This window comes from Streptomyces sp. NPDC020379 (assembly GCF_044387105.1).
Classification (GTDB): domain Bacteria; phylum Actinomycetota; class Actinomycetes; order Streptomycetales; family Streptomycetaceae; genus Streptomyces.
The window spans coordinates 101373-119095 of the sequence record NZ_JBIRVR010000022.1 but is presented as its reverse complement, the minus strand read 5'-3'; the positions used below and the strand labels follow the sequence as shown (position 1 = coordinate 119095).

Annotated in this window: 16 protein-coding genes and 1 tRNA gene; 13 read left to right on the top strand and 4 right to left on the bottom strand. The window is 72.3% G+C overall.

The features are described from left to right. Window positions 1-96: 96 nt before the first annotated feature. Both rodA and ACH427_RS25680 read right to left on the bottom strand, forming a co-directional pair. Entirely contained in the window at window positions 97-1245 is a 1149-nt protein-coding gene (gene rodA, locus ACH427_RS25685) for a rod shape-determining protein RodA (protein WP_398872966.1), read from the bottom strand. Between the two features lie 200 nt (window positions 1246-1445). Next, a complete protein-coding gene (locus tag ACH427_RS25680; RefSeq protein WP_398872964.1) occupies window positions 1446-2630 on the bottom strand; it encodes a PP2C family protein-serine/threonine phosphatase in 1185 nt (394 codons plus the stop codon). Window positions 2631-2770: 140 nt separating this feature from the next. On the opposite strand from ACH427_RS25680, the gene argC reads away from it, so the two are divergent. The 7 genes from argC (at window position 2771) to ACH427_RS25645 (ending at window position 9173) form a co-directional block, all read left to right on the top strand. Next, window positions 2771-3799 carry an N-acetyl-gamma-glutamyl-phosphate reductase gene (argC, locus tag ACH427_RS25675; RefSeq protein WP_398872944.1) on the top strand — a complete coding sequence of 343 codons (1029 nt, stop codon included), beginning with the start codon at window positions 2771-2773 and terminating at the stop codon, window positions 3797-3799. Further along, window positions 3796-3957: a hypothetical protein gene (locus tag ACH427_RS25670; protein WP_398872942.1), complete on the top strand. Its 162-nt coding sequence runs from the start codon at window positions 3796-3798 to the stop codon at window positions 3955-3957. Before argC ends, ACH427_RS25670 begins: the two co-directional genes overlap by 4 nt. Beyond that, window positions 3954-5105 carry a bifunctional glutamate N-acetyltransferase/amino-acid acetyltransferase ArgJ gene (argJ, locus tag ACH427_RS25665; RefSeq protein WP_398872940.1) on the top strand — a complete coding sequence of 384 codons (1152 nt, stop codon included), beginning with the start codon at window positions 3954-3956 and terminating at the stop codon, window positions 5103-5105. The genes ACH427_RS25670 and argJ overlap by 4 nt, the downstream gene beginning before the upstream one ends. Next, the gene (gene argB, locus ACH427_RS25660; protein ID WP_398872938.1) at window positions 5102-6046 is read left to right on the top strand and encodes an acetylglutamate kinase; all 945 of its coding nucleotides are present in this window, start codon (window positions 5102-5104) and stop codon (window positions 6044-6046) included. Before argJ ends, argB begins: the two co-directional genes overlap by 4 nt. After that, window positions 6043-7227, top strand: coding sequence for an acetylornithine transaminase (locus ACH427_RS25655; protein WP_398872936.1), 1185 nt, complete (start codon window positions 6043-6045; stop codon window positions 7225-7227). Before argB ends, ACH427_RS25655 begins: the two co-directional genes overlap by 4 nt. 68 nt (window positions 7228-7295) lie before the next feature. Then, window positions 7296-7838: an arginine repressor gene (locus ACH427_RS25650; protein ID WP_398872934.1), complete on the top strand. Its 543-nt coding sequence runs from the start codon at window positions 7296-7298 to the stop codon at window positions 7836-7838. A gap of 162 nt (window positions 7839-8000) precedes the next feature. After that, on the top strand, window positions 8001-9173 hold the full coding sequence (locus tag ACH427_RS25645) for an amidohydrolase family protein (protein ID WP_398872932.1): 1173 nt from the start codon (window positions 8001-8003) through the stop codon (window positions 9171-9173). Window positions 9174-9258: 85 nt separating this feature from the next. Here the strand turns inward: ACH427_RS25645 and ACH427_RS25640 are convergent. Beyond that, window positions 9259-9332, bottom strand: a tRNA-Pro gene (locus tag ACH427_RS25640). A gap of 179 nt (window positions 9333-9511) precedes the next feature. On the opposite strand from ACH427_RS25640, the gene ACH427_RS25635 reads away from it, so the two are divergent. The 5 genes from ACH427_RS25635 to ACH427_RS25615 all read left to right on the top strand — a co-directional run bounded on the left by ACH427_RS25635 (window position 9512) and on the right by ACH427_RS25615 (window position 15487). Further along, entirely contained in the window at window positions 9512-10705 is a 1194-nt protein-coding gene (locus ACH427_RS25635) for an argininosuccinate synthase (RefSeq protein ID WP_398872930.1), read from the top strand. An 88-nt stretch (window positions 10706-10793) separates the two neighbouring features. Then, on the top strand, window positions 10794-12230 hold the full coding sequence (argH, locus tag ACH427_RS25630) for an argininosuccinate lyase (protein WP_398872928.1): 1437 nt from the start codon (window positions 10794-10796) through the stop codon (window positions 12228-12230). A 73-nt stretch (window positions 12231-12303) separates the two neighbouring features. Next, a complete protein-coding gene (locus ACH427_RS25625; protein ID WP_398872926.1) occupies window positions 12304-12852 on the top strand; it encodes a TetR/AcrR family transcriptional regulator in 549 nt (182 codons plus the stop codon). Further along, window positions 12849-14426 (top strand): MFS transporter, encoded by a 1578-nt coding sequence (locus ACH427_RS25620; RefSeq protein WP_398872924.1) that lies wholly within the window; start codon window positions 12849-12851, stop codon window positions 14424-14426. Before ACH427_RS25625 ends, ACH427_RS25620 begins: the two co-directional genes overlap by 4 nt. Before the next feature lie 233 nt (window positions 14427-14659). After that, a complete protein-coding gene (locus ACH427_RS25615) occupies window positions 14660-15487 on the top strand; it encodes an alpha/beta fold hydrolase (RefSeq protein ID WP_398872922.1) in 828 nt (275 codons plus the stop codon). A 29-nt stretch (window positions 15488-15516) separates the two neighbouring features. On the opposite strand, the gene ACH427_RS25610 is transcribed toward ACH427_RS25615, so the two are convergent. Beyond that, window positions 15517-16194: a lysophospholipid acyltransferase family protein gene (locus ACH427_RS25610; RefSeq protein ID WP_398872920.1), complete on the bottom strand. Its 678-nt coding sequence runs from the start codon at window positions 16192-16194 to the stop codon at window positions 15517-15519. Window positions 16195-16426: 232 nt separating this feature from the next. On the opposite strand from ACH427_RS25610, the gene ACH427_RS25605 reads away from it, so the two are divergent. After that, the gene (locus tag ACH427_RS25605; RefSeq protein WP_398872918.1) at window positions 16427-17626 is read left to right on the top strand and encodes a glycerophosphodiester phosphodiesterase; all 1200 of its coding nucleotides are present in this window, start codon (window positions 16427-16429) and stop codon (window positions 17624-17626) included. Window positions 17627-17723 lie beyond the last annotated feature (97 nt).

Sequence of the window (17723 nt, the reverse complement as noted above, 5' to 3'; positions counted from 1 at the left end):
CTCCGCTCCACGTCCGTCTGTAACATTGCTCGACATCAAGATATCTCGTGACCGGCCCCCTCTCGACAGGGGTCCGCCTCCGGGCGGGCCGGGCCGTCAGAGGCTGCGCGGCCGGGTGGTGACGAGCTGGACGGACTGGAGCAGTCCGACGGCCAGGCAGACGGCGAACATCGAGGAGCCTCCGTAGGAGACCAGCGGCAGGGGGATGCCCGCGACGGGCATGATCCCCAGGGTCATGCCGATGTTCTCGAAGGACTGGAAGGCCAGCCAGCAGACGATGCCCACGCACAGCAGCGTGGCGTACATGTCCTCGGTGCGGCGGGCGATGGCCATGGCGCGCCAGAGGACGATGCCGAGCAGGGCGATCACGGCGCCCGCGCCGAGGAAGCCGAGTTCCTCGCCGGCGACGGTGAAGATGAAGTCGGTCTGCTGCTCGGGGACGAAGCCGCCGTTGGTCTGGTCGCCGTGGAAGAGGCCCTGCCCGAGCAGGCCGCCGGCGCCGATGGCGATCCGGGCCTGCTGGGTGTTGTAGCCGACGCCGGAGGGGTCCAGGTGCGGGTCGGCGAAGGCCGCGAAGCGGTTGAGCTGGTAGGCGCTGAGCAGGTGCAGGGTGATGACGGCGGTGGCCGCCGCCGCGGCCAGCGCGCCGAGGACGCCGAGGATGCGGCCCGGGACCCCGGAGGCGTAGAGCAGGCCCACGGTGATGGCGACCAGCACCAGGCTGGTGCCCAGCTCGTGGCTGGCCATGATGACCGCCGCCGGGACGGCGACCAGGCCGAGGGAGGCCGCGACCTGCCGGGTGCGGGGGGCCTCGCCGCAGTGGGCCTCGCGCGCTTCGGTCAGCAGCGCCGCGAGCATCACCACCACGGCCGGTTTGACGAACTCCGACGGCTGGAGCGAGAAGCCGCCGCCCAGCACGATCCAGGAGTGCGCGCCGTTGACCGTGCTGGCCAGCGGGGTCAGCACGGTGAAGAGGAACAGCACGGCCGCGCCGTAGAGGACGGGGGCGTAGCCGCGTGACCTGCGGTAGTCGACCGCGGTGACCGCGGCGCACAGCAGCAGGCCGAGGGCCAGGTTGAGCAGGTGCCGTTCGAGATAGAGGGCGGGGTCGGCGCCCAGGGCCTCCTGGCGGTAGCGGGTGGCCGACCAGGCCAGCAGTGCCCCGGTCGCGCCCAGGGCCACGACGGCGCCGAGCAGGATCCAGTCCAGGCGCCACAGCGGCGACAGGTGGCCCCACAGGCGCATCCGGCGGCTGTGGGTCACGGGGCGGGCGGCGAGCGAGATGTTCAGGGTCACGGCCCTCGGCTCGGAGAAGGGACATGGAGAGGGGGGCATGTCGAACGGCCCGTGACCGGGCCGTGGACCGTCAGCACCCTACAGTTACGCGCTTGCGCAAATGGCGATACGTCGAGGGCTTCACGCGGCCGTGGTCGGGGCCGACAACATCATGACGGTCGCGCGGCCCGTCCGGGTGGATATCCGTGGTGGTGGGAACCGGCGTCGCCGTCCGTCCCGTGCGGCAGGCGGGGGTGGCGGTCGGGGGTGCGCTCGATCGCCAGGAGGGCGGTGTCGTCGCCTGGCCGGCCGCCGGTGTGCGCGAGCAGGTCGCGGTGGATGTGGCGCAGCAGCGCCTCCGGGCCGGCGGCGGGGAAGGAGGCGAGCCGCTCGGCGAGGGGGTAGAAGTCCCCGGCCGGCGAGCGGGCCTCGATGACCCCGTCGGTGTAGAGCAGGAGCGTGTCGCCGGGCGCGAAGAGGAACGGGTCGGCGTGGTGGGCCGGGCCGGGCAGCCCGCACATGCCCAGCGGGGGCGTGGGGCTGCCGGAGTGCAGGACCGTCACCTCGTGGCCGTGGACCAGCAGGGGCGGCGGGTGACCGCAGCTGATCATCTCGGCCTCGGGGCCGTCGTCCGGGATGTCGAGCACGAGGGCGGTGACGAAGTGCTCGCCCGGGTCGTGCGCGGTGTCGGCCACCTCCTCCAGATCCCGGCAGACGCTCTCCTCCAGGGCGCTGACGAACTCGGGCAGCGTGGCATAGCGGTGGGCGCCCTCGCGGAACGCGCCCAGCACCACGGACGCCTCGCCGATGGCGGCCAGCCCCTTGCCCCGTACGTCGCCGATGAGCACCCGGGTGGCGGGGCGGGTGGCGCGGGCGACCGCGAAGAGGTCGCCACCGATCCGGGTCTCGTCCTCGGCGGCCAGATAGAGCCAGGCCACCCGCAGTGGCCCGATCCGGCGCGGCGGCGGGCGCAGCAGGGCCAGCTGTGCCGTCTCGGCCACCGACCGCACCCGGCTCAGCTCCCGCCCGCGCCGCTCCCGCAGGGCGCAGACGAACACCCCCACGGCGGAGAGCACGGTCAGGGCGATGATCTGCGACACGTGGTTGGTCGTGGTCAGCCCGCCGTGGAAGGCGGCGATGAAGACCTGGGCGGCGACGGCCAGTGCCCCGATCAGGGCGGTCAGCCGCGGCCCGGCGAAGGAGGCGGTGAGGGCGGGCGCGATGACCAGCAGCGGGCCCAGGTGGACGTCCGTCGGGGAGTGGAGGTCCACGACGGTGATCACCACGATCAGCACGAGGGGGATCGCCACCAGCCCGCGGCCCGACGGCTGCGCCAGGAGGCGGTCCACCGACATACGCCGGACGCCCACGTGCCCATTTTGCGCCTGTTCGGTGGCCCGCGCTCACCTCGTCATGAGCTCCCGCCGGGCCCTGAGGGGCATTGCATAAAACTTCAATACTTCGTATAGTCATGCCATCGACCAGGAGGGGCCCGATGGCAATCCGTGCGGCAGTGGCAGGAGCGAGTGGGTACGCCGGCGGCGAGGTGCTGCGCCTGCTGCTCGCGCACCCCGAGGTGCGCGTCGGCGCCCTCACCGCGCACTCCAGCGCCGGGCAGCGGCTCGGCGCGGTGCAGCCGCACCTGCTGCCGCTCGCCGGGTGCGTGCTGGAGGAGACCTCCGCCGAGGCGCTCGCCGGGCACGACGTCGTCTTCCTCGCGCTGCCGCACGGCCAGTCCGCCGCGGTCGCCGCCGAGCTCGGTGACGAGGTGCTGGTCGTCGACTGCGGCGCGGACTTCCGGCTGAAGGACGCGGGGCAGTGGGAGCGCTTCTACGGCTCGCCGCACGCCGGCACCTGGCCGTACGGCCTGCCCGAGCTGCCCGGCGCGCGGGAGGCCCTGCGCGGCAGCAGGCGAATAGCGGTGCCCGGCTGCTATCCGACGGCCGTCTCCCTCGCGCTCTGCCCCGCCTACGCCGCCGCGCTCGCCGAGCCCGAGGCCGTGATCGTCGCCGCCTCCGGCACCTCCGGCGCGGGCAAGGCCGCCAAGCCGCACCTGCTCGGCAGCGAGGTCATGGGCGCCATGAGCCCGTACGGCGTCGGCGGCGGCCACCGGCACACCCCGGAGATGATCCAGAACCTCACCGCGGCCGCGGGCGGGCCCGTCACCGTCTCCTTCACCCCCACCCTCGCGCCCATGCCCCGTGGCATCCTCGCCACGTGCAGCGCCAAGGCCCGGCCCGGCGTCACGGCGGAGAGCCTGCGGGCCGCGTACGAGCAGGCGTACCGCGACGAGCCGTTCGCCCACCTCCTCCCGGAGGGGCAGTGGCCCTCCACCGCCGCGGTCCTCGGCTCCAACGCCGCGCTCCTCCAGGTCGCGTACGACCCGGCGGCCGGCCGGATCGTCGTCGTCTGCGCCATCGACAACCTCACCAAGGGCACCGCCGGCGGCGCGGTGCAGAGCATGAACATCGCCCTCGGGCTCCCCGAGGAGCTGGGGCTCCCGGCCACGGGAGTGGCGCCATGAGGCCGCGTCACCCGGCCCGGTCGGGGGCGGCGCACATCCGCCGCGCCCTGGCCGTCCTGCTCACCAGGGCGGCGCCCTGCGAACGGGCGGCCGGCACCGCCGAGAACGTCACCAGCAGCCGCCCCCACGGCGGCACGGAGAAGGAGGAGACAGCGTGAGCGTGACCGCAGCACAGGGGTTCACGGCGGCCGGCATCGCCGCCGGGATCAAGGAGAGCGGCGGCGCCGACCTCGCCCTCGTCGTCAACACCGGGCCCCGCCTGGCCGCTGCCGGAGTCTTCACCTCCAACCGCGTCAAGGCCGCCCCGGTCCTGTGGTCCGAGCAGGTGCTCAAGGGCGGGCGGGTCGGCGCGGTCGTCCTCAACTCCGGCGGCGCCAACGCCTGCACCGGCCCCCAGGGCTTCCAGGACACCCACGCCACCGCCGAGAAGGCCGCCGAGGTGCTGGGCACCGACGCCGCCGCGATCGCCGTGGCCTCCACCGGCCTCATCGGCGTCCGGCTGCCCATGGACATGCTGCTCCCCGGCATCGGCAAGGCCGCAGCCGAGCTCTCCCCGCACGGCGGCGAGAAGGCCGCCATCGCCATCAAGACCACCGACACCGTGCACAAGACCGCCGTGGCCGAGGGCGCCGGATGGACCGTCGGCGGCATGGCCAAGGGCGCGGGCATGCTCGCCCCCGGGCTCGCGACGATGCTGGTCGTCCTCACCACCGACGCCGACGTGGACGCCGCCGACCTCGACCGGGCGCTGCGCGCCGCGACCCGCACCACCTTCGACCGGGTCGACTCCGACGGCTGCATGTCCACCAACGACACCGTGCTGCTGCTCGCCTCGGGCGCCTCCGGCGTCGTCCCCGCCCACGACGACTTCGCCGAGGCCGTGCGGACCGTCTGCGACGACCTCGCCCGCCAGCTCATCGGCGACGCCGAGGGCGCCTCGAAGGACATCCGCATCGAGGTCGTGGGCGCCGCCACCGAGGCCGACGCCGTCGAGGTCGGCCGCACCATCGCCCGCAACAACCTCCTCAAGTGCGCCCTCCACGGCGAGGACCCCAACTGGGGCCGGGTGCTCTCCGCCATCGGCACCACCGCCGCCGCCTTCGACCCGGACCGGCTGAACGTCGCGATCAACGACATCTGGGTCTGCAAGAACGGCTCCGTGGGCGAGGACCGCGACCTCGTCGACATGCGCTACCGCGAGATCCGGATCACCGCCGACCTGTCCGCCGGCCAGGAGAGCGCGGTCATCTGGACCAACGACCTCACCGCCGACTACGTCCACGAGAACAGCGCGTACTCCTCATGAACCCTCCCGCCACGCCCGCGGCCACGAGCACCCGCAAGCACACCGCCCTGCCCAAGGCCCGCACCCTCATCGAGGCGCTGCCCTGGCTGACGCGGCATCACGGCAAGACCGTCGTCATCAAGTTCGGCGGCAACGCCATGGTCGACGAGGAGCTGAAGTCGGCCTTCGCGCAGGACGTCGCCTTCCTGCGCCACGCGGGCCTGCGCCCCGTCGTCGTGCACGGCGGCGGCCCGCAGATCAGCGCCCAGCTCGACCGGATGGGCCTCACCTCGGAGTTCAAGGCGGGCCTGCGGGTCACCACGCCCGAGGCGATGGACGTCGTACGGATGGTGCTCGCCGGACAGGTCCAGCGCGAACTGGTCGGCCTGCTCAACCGGCACGGCCCGCTCGCCATCGGCATGACCGGCGAGGACGCCCACACCATGACCGCCACCAAGCACTACGCCGAGATCGACGGCGAGCGCGTGGACCTCGGCCGGGTCGGTGAGATCACCGGCGTCGACACCGGAGCCGTCCAGGCCCTGCTCGACGACGGCCGGATCCCGGTCATCTCCTCCATCGCCCGCAGCGCCGACGCCGCGGACGCGGAGGGTCACGTCTTCAACGTCAACGCGGACACCGCCGCCGCGGCCCTCGCCGCCGCGCTCGGCGCCGAGACGCTGATGGTCCTCACCGATGTCGAGGGTCTCTATGAGGACTGGCCCCACAGCGACGAGGTCATCAGCCGGCTCACCGCGAGCGAGCTGGAGCGGCTGCTGCCCGAGCTGACCAGCGGCATGGTCCCCAAGATGGAGGGCTGTCTGCACGCCGTGCGCAACGGCGTCACCACCGCCCGCGTCATAGACGGACGGGTCCAGCACTCCATCCTGCTGGAGATCTTCACCGACGAGGGCATCGGCACCATGGTCGTAGCCGACGAGCCCCAGGAGAGGGAAGCATGAGCAACGCCGAGCTCACCCGGCGCTGGCAGGGCGCCCTGATGGACAACTACGGCACCCCCCGCGTCCCGCTCGTGCGCGGCGCGGGCAGCACCGTCTGGGACGCCGACGGCCGGGCCTACCTCGACCTCGTCGGCGGGATCGCCGTCAACGCCCTCGGCCACGCCCACCCGGCCGTCGTGCGCGCGGTGTCCGAGCAGATCGCCACCCTCGGCCACGTCTCCAACCTCTTCACCGCCGAGCCCACCGTCGCCCTCGCCGAGCGCCTGCTGGGCCTCGCCGGCCGCCCCGGCCGCGTCTACTTCGCCAACTCCGGCGCGGAGGCCGTCGAGGCCGCGTTCAAGATCGGACGGCGTACGGGCCGTACGCACACGGTCGCGGCCGCCGGCGGCTTCCACGGCCGCACCATGGGCGCCCTCGCCCTCACCGGGCAGCCCGCCAAGCAGGAACCGTTCCTGCCGCTGCCGGGGGACGTCACGCATGTGCCGTACGGGGACACCGAGGCGCTCCGGGCCGCGGTCACCACCGACACCGCGCTCGTGGTGCTGGAGCCGGTCCAGGGCGAGAACGGCGTCGTCGTGCCGCCCCGGGGCTATCTGGCCGCCGCCCGCGAGATCACCCGGGCCACCGGGACGCTGCTCGTGCTGGACGAGATCCAGACAGGTATCGGCCGCACCGGGCACTGGTTCGAGCACCAGGCGCAGGGCGTCGAGCCCGATGTGGTCACCCTCGCCAAGGGGCTCGGCGGCGGTCTGCCGATCGGCGCGACCCTGGCCTTCGGCCCGGCCGCCGACCTGCTGACGCCCGGTCAGCACGGCTCGACCTTCGGCGGCAACCCCGTCGCCTGCGCCGCCGCCCTGGCCGTCCTGGACACCCTTCGGACCGAGGGAATCCTGGACCGGGTGAAGCGCACGGGGGAGCGGCTGCGTGACGGGATCGCTGCGCTCGCGCACCCCCTCGTCGACCACGTCCGTGGCTCCGGCCTGCTGCTGGGTATTGTCCTTTCCGAGCCACTCGCACCGAAGGTGCAGCAAGCGGCACAGGACACCGGGCTCCTGGTGAACGCGGTCGCACCCGACGTGGTGCGGCTGGCCCCACCGCTGATCATCACCGAAGATGAGGTGGAAACGTTCCTCCGGGCCCTGCCCGGGGTCCTGGACACCGCCGCCGGCGGCGGTGCCTGACGCGGGGCGACACGTGCGGCCGGCCGACGGGGGCCAAGGGAACGACGAATGCGGAGACTGACGAGACGATGACCGAGGCGCAGCAAGCCGAGCCGTTCCACGGCGGACAGGCCGTACCGCAGACCCGCACCGCCCGCCACCGGCGGATCGTGGACATCCTGGGCAGGCAGCCGGTGCGGTCGCAGAGCCAGCTCGCGAAGCTGCTCGCCGACGACGGACTGTCCGTCACCCAGGCGACCCTCTCCCGGGATCTCGACGAGCTGGGCGCCGTGAAGATCCGCAACACCGGCGGTGAGCTGATCTACGCGGTCCCCTCCGAGGGCGGCGACCGCACCCCCCGCGCCCCGCTGGGGGAGTCCGCGACGGAGGCCCGCATGGGCCGCCTGGCGGGCGAGCTGCTGATCTCGGCGGAGGCGTCCGCCAACCTCGTCGTGCTGCGCACCCCGCCGGGCGCCGCGCAGTTCTTCGCCTCGGCCATCGACCAGGCCGGCGTGCACGAGATCATCGGCACCATCGCGGGCGATGACACGGTCATGCTCATCAGCCGGGACCCCAAGGGCGGCCAGGCCCTGGCGGACCACCTGTTGAGGCTGGCGCAGAAGGAACGCTGACGCGAGCACTGACGCGAGCGCTGACGTGAAGGAGCGCGGGCCAATCCGCCGGCCCGCGCTCCTTTGTGCCCGGCCGGGGAAATCTTGCTGACGTCCGGCGTAACGGCGTGCTGCCGCAGGGAAGCTGATGGTGGGTCACCCATCACCCTGACAGGAGGAGCCATGCTCGCCTTGCGCGCACGCACGCTGTTCGACGGGGTCGGGCCGGAGCTCGTGGAGCGGCCGCTGGTGCTGGTGGAGGGCGGGCGCGTCGTCGACGTCCGCGCGGGCGGCCGGGCGCCCGCCGGCGCCGAGCTGATCGACCTCGGCGCGGTCACGCTGCTGCCCGGCTTCGTGGACACCCACGTCCACCTGGCCTTCGACGCGAGCGACGACGTGGTGGGGCGGCTGCGGAGCGCCGACGACGAGGAGCTGCTGACGCGCATGCGGGCGGCGGGCCGGGCCGCGCTGGCGGCCGGCGTGACGACCGTACGGGACCTCGGCGACCGCGGCTACCTCGCGCTGCGGCTCCGCGACGAGACCGCGAAGGACCCCGCCGCCGGGCCACGGGTGCTGGCCTCGGGCCCGCCGGTCACCAGGCCCGGCGGGCACTGCTGGTTCCTCGGCGGCGAGGCCGCGGGCGTCGAGGGGATGTGCGCGGCGGTGCGCGAGCGCGCGGAGCGCGGCGTCGACGTGGTGAAGGTGATGGTGACCGGCGGTGACCTGACCCCCGGCTCCGACCCGTACCGCGCGCAGTACGGTCACGCCGAGCTGCGCGCGGCCGTACGGGAGGCGCACCGGCACGAGCTGCCGGTCACCGCGCACGCCCACGCGGCGTCCGGCATCGCCGACGCGGTGGCCGCCGGGTTCGACTCGGTCGAGCACTGTTCCTTCGTCACCGAGGACGGCGTGGACGACCACGACCGCCGGGTGATCGACGAGATGGCCCGCGTGGGCGTCGCCGCCTCCCTCACCCTGGGCTCACTGCCCGGCGGCCCCCCGCCGCCGGAGCCGGCCGCCCGGCGGCTGCCTGGCCTGGCCGCGGGGCTGGCGGAGATGCGGCGGGCAGGCGTGATCATGGCCTGCGGCAGCGACTCCGGGATCTTCCCGGCCAAGGCCCACGGCGGCTACCCCTACAGCGTCACCGCGATGGCCGGCCTCGGCTTCACCTCGCTGGAAGCGCTGCGCGCGGCGACCTCGACGGCGGCCCGCGTGTGCGGCGTGGCCTGCCACAAGGGCTGCATAGCCCCCGGCTATGACGCGGACCTCGTCGCGGTGGCCGGAGACCCGCTCGCCGACATCACGGCCGTGTACGCGGTGACGGCGGTCTTCCGCGGAGGCGTGCGGGTGGTGTGAGGGGGCGGGCGGAGAAGGCGGGCGGGCAACGACGAAGGGCCCCGGAAGCGGGATCTCTCCCGGCTCCGAAGCCCTTCGTCACGTGTCGGGACGGCGGGATTTGAACCCACGACCCCTTGACCCCCAGTCAAGTGCGCTACCAAGCTGCGCCACGTCCCGTTGCCCGTTTCCCTCCGGTGTGTTCCCGGCGGGGCGTGCAAGAAGAAAATAGCCTGTTTGCCGCCGTGATCCAAATCCGGGTCCGGCCGGTCCCGGCGCCTTGCCCACCGGCTATTGACGAAACATACGGAGCAGTGCATAGTTATACCCATCACCGCATGCACCGTAAGGAGAAACCCGTGACCGAGCGCGTCGTACTCGCCTACTCCGGCGGCCTGGACACCTCCGTCGCCATCGGCTGGATCGCCGAGGTGACGGGCGCCGAGGTCATCGCCGTTGCCGTGGACGTCGGCCAGGGCGGCGAGGACCTGGACGTCATCCGCAAGCGCGCGCTCGCCTGCGGTGCGGTGGAGGCGGAGGTCGCCGATGCCAAGGACGAGTTCGCCGAGGAGTACTGCCTCCCGGCGATCAAGGCCAACGCCCTCTACATGGACCGCTATCCGCTGGTCTCCGCGCTCTCCCGGCCGACGATCGTCAAGCACCTCGTCGCCGCCGCCAAGAAGCACGGCGCGAGCACCGTCGCCCACGGCTGCACCGGCAAGGGCAACGACCAGGTGCGGTTCGAGGCGGGCATCTCCTCCCTCGCGCCGGAGCTCACCTGCATCGCCCCCGTCCGGGACTACGCCATGACCCGGGACAAGGCCATCGCCTTCTGCGAGGCGAAGCAGCTCCCGATCGCGACCACCAAGAAGTCGCCGTACTCCATCGACCAGAACGTCTTCGGCCGCGCCGTGGAGACCGGCTTCCTGGAGGACATCTGGAACGCCCCGATCGAGGATGTCTACGACTACACCGCGAACCCGGCCACCCCCCGGGAGGCCGACGAGGTGATCATCACCTTCGAGCAGGGCGTCCCGGTCGCCATCGACGGCAAGCCCGTCACCGTGCTCCAGGCCATCCAGCAGCTCAACGAGCGGGCCGGTGCCCAGGGCGTCGGCCGGCTCGACATGGTCGAGGACCGGCTGGTGGGCATCAAGTCCCGGGAGATCTACGAGGCGCCCGGCGCGATCGCGCTGATCACCGCCCACCAGGAGCTGGAGGCCGTCACCGTCGAGCGCGAGCTGGCCCGCTACAAGCGGCAGGTCGAGCAGCGGTGGAGCGAGCTGGTCTACGACGGCCTGTGGTTCTCGCCGCTCAAGCGGGCGCTGGACGGCTTCATCGCCGAGGCCAACGAGCACGTCACCGGCGACATCCGGATGACGCTGCACGGCGGCCGGGCCGTCGTCACCGGCCGGAAGTCCGAGCAGTCGCTCTACGACTTCAACCTCGCCACCTACGACACCGGCGACACCTTCGACCAGTCGCTCTCCAAGGGCTTCATCGAGATCTTCGGCCTCTCGTCGAAGATCGCTGCCAAGCGTGACCTGGTCTGAGCCCAGCGGTTGAGCCCCTGCACGGAGCCGCCTCCCCGCCAACGCGGCGGGGAGGCGGCCGCACACCACCAGCCTTGAGGAGCAGCAAGTGAGCAACGGCAACAGCGGCGGCGACGTACGGCTGTGGGGCGGCCGCTTCGCGGACGGACCCGCCGAGGCACTGGCCAAGCTCTCCGCCTCCGTCCACTTCGACTGGCGCCTCGCCCCGTACGACATCGCGGGCTCCCGCGCGCACGCGCGCGTGCTGCACAAGGCCGGTCTGCTGACGGCCGACGAGCTCCAGCGGATGATCGACGGCCTCGGCCTGCTGGAGGCCGATGTCGCGGCGGGCACCTTCACCGGCACCATCGCCGACGAGGACGTGCACACCGCCCTGGAGCGCGGCCTGCTGGAGCGGCTCGGCCCCGACCTCGGTGGCAAGCTGCGCGCCGGGCGGTCCCGCAACGACCAGGTCGCCACGCTCTTCCGGATGTATCTGCGGGACCACGCCCGGATCATCGGCGGGCTGCTCGCCGATCTCCAGGAGGCGCTGGTCGGCCTGGCCGAGGCGCACGCGGACGTCGCCATGCCGGGGCGCACGCACCTCCAGCACGCCCAGCCCGTGCTCTTCGCCCACCATGTGCTCGCCCACGTCCAGGCGCTCGGCCGGGACGCGGAGCGGCTGCGGCAGTGGGATACGCGCACGGCCGTCTCGCCGTACGGCTCGGGGGCACTCGCCGGTTCCTCGCTCGGCCTGGACCCGGAGGCGGTCGCCGCCGACCTGGGATTCGAGCGCGGCTCGTCCGGCAACTCCATCGACGGGACGGCCGCCCGGGACTTCGTCGCGGAGTTCGCCTTCATCACGGCGATGATCGGCGTGGACCTGTCGCGGATCGCCGAGGAAGTGATCATCTGGAACACGAAGGAGTTCTCCTTCGTGACCCTCCACGACGCCTTCTCCACCGGCTCCTCGATCATGCCGCAGAAGAAGAACCCCGACATCGCCGAGCTGGCACGGGGGAAGTCCGGCCGGCTCATCGGCAATCTGACCGGCCTGCTGGCGACGCTCAAGGCGCTGCCGCTCGCCTACAACCGCGACCTCCAGGAGGACAAGGAGCCGGTCTTCGACTCCTGCGACCAGCTGGAGATCCTGCTCCCGGCCTTCACGGGGATGATGGCGACCCTCACGGTGAACCGCGCCCGGATGGAGGAGCTGGCCCCGGCGGGCTTCTCGCTGGCCACCGACATCGCGGAGTGGCTGGTCAAGCAGGGCGTGCCGTTCCGGGTGGCGCACGAGGTCGCGGGGGAGTGCGTCAAGGAGTGCGAGGCCCACGGCATCGAGCTCGACCAGCTCACGGACGAGCAGTTCGCCGCGATCTCGCCGCACCTCACCCCCGAGGTCCGTACGGTCCTCGACGTGCCCGGCGCGCTCGCCTCGCGCAGCGGGCGGGGCGGCACGGCCCCCTCGGCGGTCGCGGTGCAGCTGGGCGAGGTCAAGGCGGATCTGGCGGTCCAGCGCGAGTGGGCCGAGGCCGGGCGCGGCTAGACACACACGCCGATCATGAGACGCCGACCACCCGAATGAGACGTGACTGTCTCATTCGGGTTATGGTCGTCTCATGAGTGTCGAACCGGGCCATGTGCTCGAAGCAGCCGCCGGGCTGCTCACCCGCAAGGCGACCGCGTCCATGGACGAGATCGCCCGGGCCGCGGGGATCAGCCGCGCCACCCTCCACCGCCACTTCGCCGGGCGCGACGCGCTCGTGCGCGCGCTGGAGGACCTCAGCATCCGGCAGTTCGAGCACGCCCTGGACGAGGCCCGCACCGAGGAGGGCGACGCGGCCGACGCGGTCCGCCGCCTGATCGCGCGGACCGAGCCGGCGGCCGGGCTGATGGCCTTCCTCTTCACCGAGAACCAGCTCTACGAAGCCGGGGTCAACGAGGGCTGGAACCGGCTGGACGCCCGCGTCACCGCCCTCTTCCTGCGCGGCCAGGAAGAGGGCACCTTCCGGCTCGACCTCTCGCCCGCCTGGCTCACCGAGGCGCTCTACGGCCTGATCGGCTCCGGGGCCTGGGCCGTGCAGGAGGGCAGGGTCGCGGCCAAGGACCGCACCCGAATGGTCGCCGAGCTGCTGCTCGGCGGAGCGGGGCGGAGGGTTGAACCATGACCGGTCACACCGCCACCCCACAGCAGGCCGTCGCACCGGAGGCGCCGCGTCCCGGCCGCTGGCTCGCGCTGACCGTCCTCGTCCTGGCCGTCCTGCTGGTCGCCGTCGACGCGACCGTGCTGGGCCTCGCCACCCCCTTCCTCAGCGAGGACCTGCGCCCCTCGGGCACCCAGCTCCTGTGGATCGGTGACATCTACTCCTTCGTCATCGCCGGCCTGCTCGTCTCCATGGGCAGCCTCGGCGACCGCATCGGCCGCAAGAAGCTGCTGCTCACGGGCGCGGTGGCGTTCGGCGGTGTCTCCGTGCTCAACGCCTACGCGAGCACCCCCGAGATGATGATCGCCGCCCGCGCCCTGCTGGGTGTGGCGGGCGCGACCCTGATGCCCTCGACGCTGGCCCTGATCCGCAACCTCTTCCACGACCCCAGGGAGCGCAGCCTCGCCATCGGCATCTGGGGCGCGATGGCCTCCGCCGGCGCGGCCGTGGGCCCGGTGGTGGGCGGCTTCCTGCTGGAGAACTTCTGGTGGGGCTCGGTCTTCCTGATCAACCTGCCGGTCATGGCCGTCCTCGTCCTCGTCGGCCTCAAGCTGCTGCCCGAGTCCAAGGACCCCTCGCCCGGCCCCTGGGACCTGCTCAGCGTGGCCCTGTCGATGGTCGGCATCGTGGCGGTCGTCTACGCGGTCAAGGAGGCGGCGGCGTACGGCTTCCGCTGGAACTATCTGCTGGCCGGGGTCGTGGGACTGCTGGTGATGCTGTGGTTCGTGCGGCGTCAGCTCAAGTTGCCCAAGCCGCTGCTGGACATGCGGCTCTTCCACCACCGCGGCTTCTCCGGGGCGGTGCTCGCCGACCTGCTGACCATCCTGGGCCTGTCCGGGCTGGTGTTCTTCCTGTCGCAGTTCCTCCAACTGGTCCAGGGCCGCGGCCCGCTGGAGGCCGGGCTCGCCGAACTGCCCGCCGCCGTGGGCGCGGTAACCGCGGGCCTGCTCGCCGGACGGGCCGCCCGGCGCTGGTCCGTGCGCTCCGTGGTGGCGGGCGGCCTCGCGGCGATAGCCGTCGCGCTCGCCGCGCTCGCCTGGCTGCACGCGGACACCGCCTACCCGGTGCTGGGCGCGGTGCTGCTGATGGTCGGCGTCGGCGCGGGCTTCTCGTTCACCGTCACCGCCGATGTGATCCTCTCCAGCGTCCCCAAGGAGCAGGCGGGCGCCGCCTCGGCGGTCTCCGAGACGGCGTACGAGCTGGGCGCCGCGCTCGGCATCGCCCTGCTCGGGTCGATCGTCACCGGCGTCTACCGCGGCTTCCACGCGCCGGCCGCGGTGCCGGACCGGGCCGCGGCCGAGGCCCACGACTCGCTGGGCGGCGCGGTCGAGGCCGCGGCCGGGCTGCCGGGCGGGACGGGCGACGCCCTGCTCTCCTCGGCGCGGGAAGCCTTCGTCGAGGGCTTGCGGATCGCCTCCGGGATCGGCGCGGCGGTGCTGCTGGCGACGGCGGCCGCGGCGTGGTTCCTGCTGCGCGGCCAGCGCCTGGAGGAGGGCTCCGGAGGTCATGAGGCGCGGCCGGACGGTCTCGCACCGTGACGGCCGGGCGTTCCCCGCTGCCGCGGCGCGTGAACTCCGGGCAGTGCTGAGCGCGGCAAAGCTCAATTGAGCAGCAAATCGCACACGGGCCGGGGCGGCAAGCCTCGGCCCGTGTGACATTTCCCGGAAATATTTGCCCTTGACGTGATCCTTATGCGCAGGCAACCATCTCGTCCACTGGTCGACATTGTCGAACATGGTTCGGACGAGAGTCCCGTGCTTAAGGACCCCCCATGCGTCTGCGCAGAACTGTCAGGCTCCTCCTGGCCGCCGCGGCCACCGCGACCCTCGGCCTCGCGGGGCTCGCGACCCCCGCCTCCGCCTCCGTCCTCGACATCCCGCCGCGCGGTGCCAACGACTGGTCGTGCAAGCCGGATTCGGCCCACCCCCAGCCCGTGGTGCTGGTCAACGGCACCTTCAAGCTGATGGCCGAGAACTGGGCGGCGCTCTCCCCGAAGCTGAAGGAGGCGGGCTACTGCGTCTTCGCCTTCAACTACGGGCACATGGAGACCGACCCGATCCCCCAGGCGGCCGCCGAGCTGCGGGACTTCGTCGAGGCCGTGCGGGGCGCGACGGGTGCCGCCAAGGTCGACATCGTCGGCCACAGCCAGGGCGGCATGATGCCGCGCTACTACGTCAAGTTCCTGGGTGGCGCGGACAAGGTCGACGACCTCATCGGCATCGTGCCCTCCAACCACGGCACCAAGAACCCGCTGGCGATCCCCGCGGGCTGGACCTTCTGCCCGTCCTGTGTGGACCAGCAGGTCGGCTCCGACCTGATGAAGAAGCTCAACGCGGGCGACGAGACCCCGGCCGGTCCGGACTACACGGTGATCACCACCCGGCACGACGAGGTCGTCGTCCCCTACACCAGCGCGCTGCTGACCGGGCCCGCGGAGCACCTCACCAACGTCGTGCTCCAGGACAAGTGCCCGCTCGACCCCTTCATGCACGACCAGGCGACCAAGGACCCGGTCGTCGCCCAGTGGGTGCTCAACGCCCTGGCACGCAAGGGCCCGGCCGACCCGGGCTTCCAGCCCGCGTGCTTCGGCCGGGCCTAGGGGGATCCCGGGTCAGGAGTGACGGTGTGTCAGGCGGCCTTGGCCTCACGGGCCTTGGTGGCGTACATGTCGACGTACTCCTGGCCCGACAGCTCCATCACCTCGGTCATCACCTCGTCGGTGACGGCCCGCAGGACGTAGCGGTCGCGGTCCATGCCCTCGTAGCGGGAGAAGTCCAGCGGCTTGCCGAAGCGGATCGTCACCGGGGCGACGCGCAACTTGCCCTTGCCGCCCGGCTGGACCTTGTCCATCCCGAGCATCGCGAACGGCACCACCGGCGCGCCCGTCATCAGTGTGAGGCGGGCGATGCCGGTCCGGCCGCGGTAGAGGCGGCCGTCGGGGGAGCGGGTGCCCTCGGGGTAGATCCCGAAGACCTTGCCCTCGTCCAGGATCCGGCGGCCGGTCATCAGCGCGGCGACGCCGCCGTGACCGCCGTCGCGGTCCACCGGGATCATCCCGGAGCTGCCGAAGAACCAGGCCATCAGCCGGCCCTTGATCCCCTTGCCCGTGACGTACTCGTCCTTGCCGATGAAGAACACCTGGCGCTTGACCACCAGCGCGAGGAACAGCGAGTCGACGAAGGTGACGTGGCTGCCGGCAAGGATCACCGGGCCGCTCTCGGCGATGTGCTCCGCGCCCTCGACCTTCGGGCGGTACAGGACGCGCATGAGCAATCCGAGAAACGCCTTGAGCAAGATGCGGGACAACGGGCCCTCCGGTCGTGGTGGTCGAGGTGGCGCACTCCTGCGCAAGGGCTGACCATACTCGCCGGTACCTCGGGCGCGCACGCCGGGTTCACCGACCTGATACGCAGTGTTGACGTGACTTTGCACCCTGTTTGACCTTCGTCTTCCCATCGGAAAGTCGTACGTGCCTACGATCGGCGCGTCGCACAGGTGCCGGACAGGCACCGAAAGCACCACATCGCTAGGAGTGTTCATGGAGCAGGAGCAGCGGCCGGGCAGGCGCACCCTTCTGGGGGCCGCGGCGGCCCTCGGGGCGGGGGCGGTCGCCCTCGGCGGCACGGCGGGCACGGCGGCCGCCGCGCAGCGCGGGCCGGGCACACCGTCCGGCGGGACTCCCGCGGCGTACGGGCGCGGGCACGGTGACTCCGGCTCGTACAAGGACCTGCCGACACCGGTCGTCATCGGCCACCGCGGCGCCTGCGGCTACCGCCCGGAGCACACCTTCGGCTCCTACGAGTACGCCCTCGCGGGCGGCGCGGACGTCATCGAGCAGGACGTCGTGCCCACCAAGGACGGGCACCTGGTCTGCCGGCACGAGAACGACATCACCGCCACCACCGATGTCGCCACGCGCAAGGAGTTCGCCTCCCGCAAGACGACCAGGACGGTCGACGGCGAGGCCCACACCGGCTGGTTCACCGAGGACTTCACGCTGGCCGAGCTCAAGACGCTGCGGGCGATCGAGCGCATCCCGGGCACCCGGCAGCACAACACCCTCTACGACGGCCGCTGGGACGTGCCCACCTTCGAAGAGGTCCTCAAGTGGGCCGACGAGCAGGGCCGCAAGCGCGGGCGCAAGATCTGGCTGCACGTCGAGACCAAGCACCCCACGTACTTCCGCAAGGCCGGTCTCGGCCTGGAGGAGCGCCTCGCCAAGCTGCTGCGCCGCTACGGCCGGGCCGGCCGCAACGGGCACACCTTCCTCCAGTCCTTCGAGCCGAGCAGCCTCCAGCGGCTGGGCAAGCTGGGCGTGGACTGCCCCAAGGTGCTGCTGCTCGACGACCTGCCCACCCGCCCCTGGGACTTCGTCGAGGCCAAGGACCCGCGCACGGTCAAGGACCTCATCACGCCCCAGGGCCTGAAGTGGATCGCCGGCTTCGCGCAGGGCATCGGCCCGTGGGTGAACCAGATCATCCCCCGCGACAAGAACGACCGGCTCATGAAGCCGACCACTCTGGTCCACGACGCGCACGCGCAGGGCCTGTTCCTGCACCCCTACACCATGCGCAACGAGAACAGCTTCCTGCCCGCCGACTTCCGGCGCGGCACGGACCCCAACGCCTACGGCGACGCCTTCGGCGCGTTCAAGGCGTACTTCGCCACCGGCATCGACGGGATCTTCTCCGACAACTGCGACACGGCGGCGCTCGCGGCGGCGGACTTCCGCAAGTAACGGCGCACAGCGGTCAACCGTAAGTACGGCGCGCGATCTCACCCGCGAGGGTGAGCGCGCGCCCCGGTGGCAACCGGCGGGCGGGCCGGTCACGTCC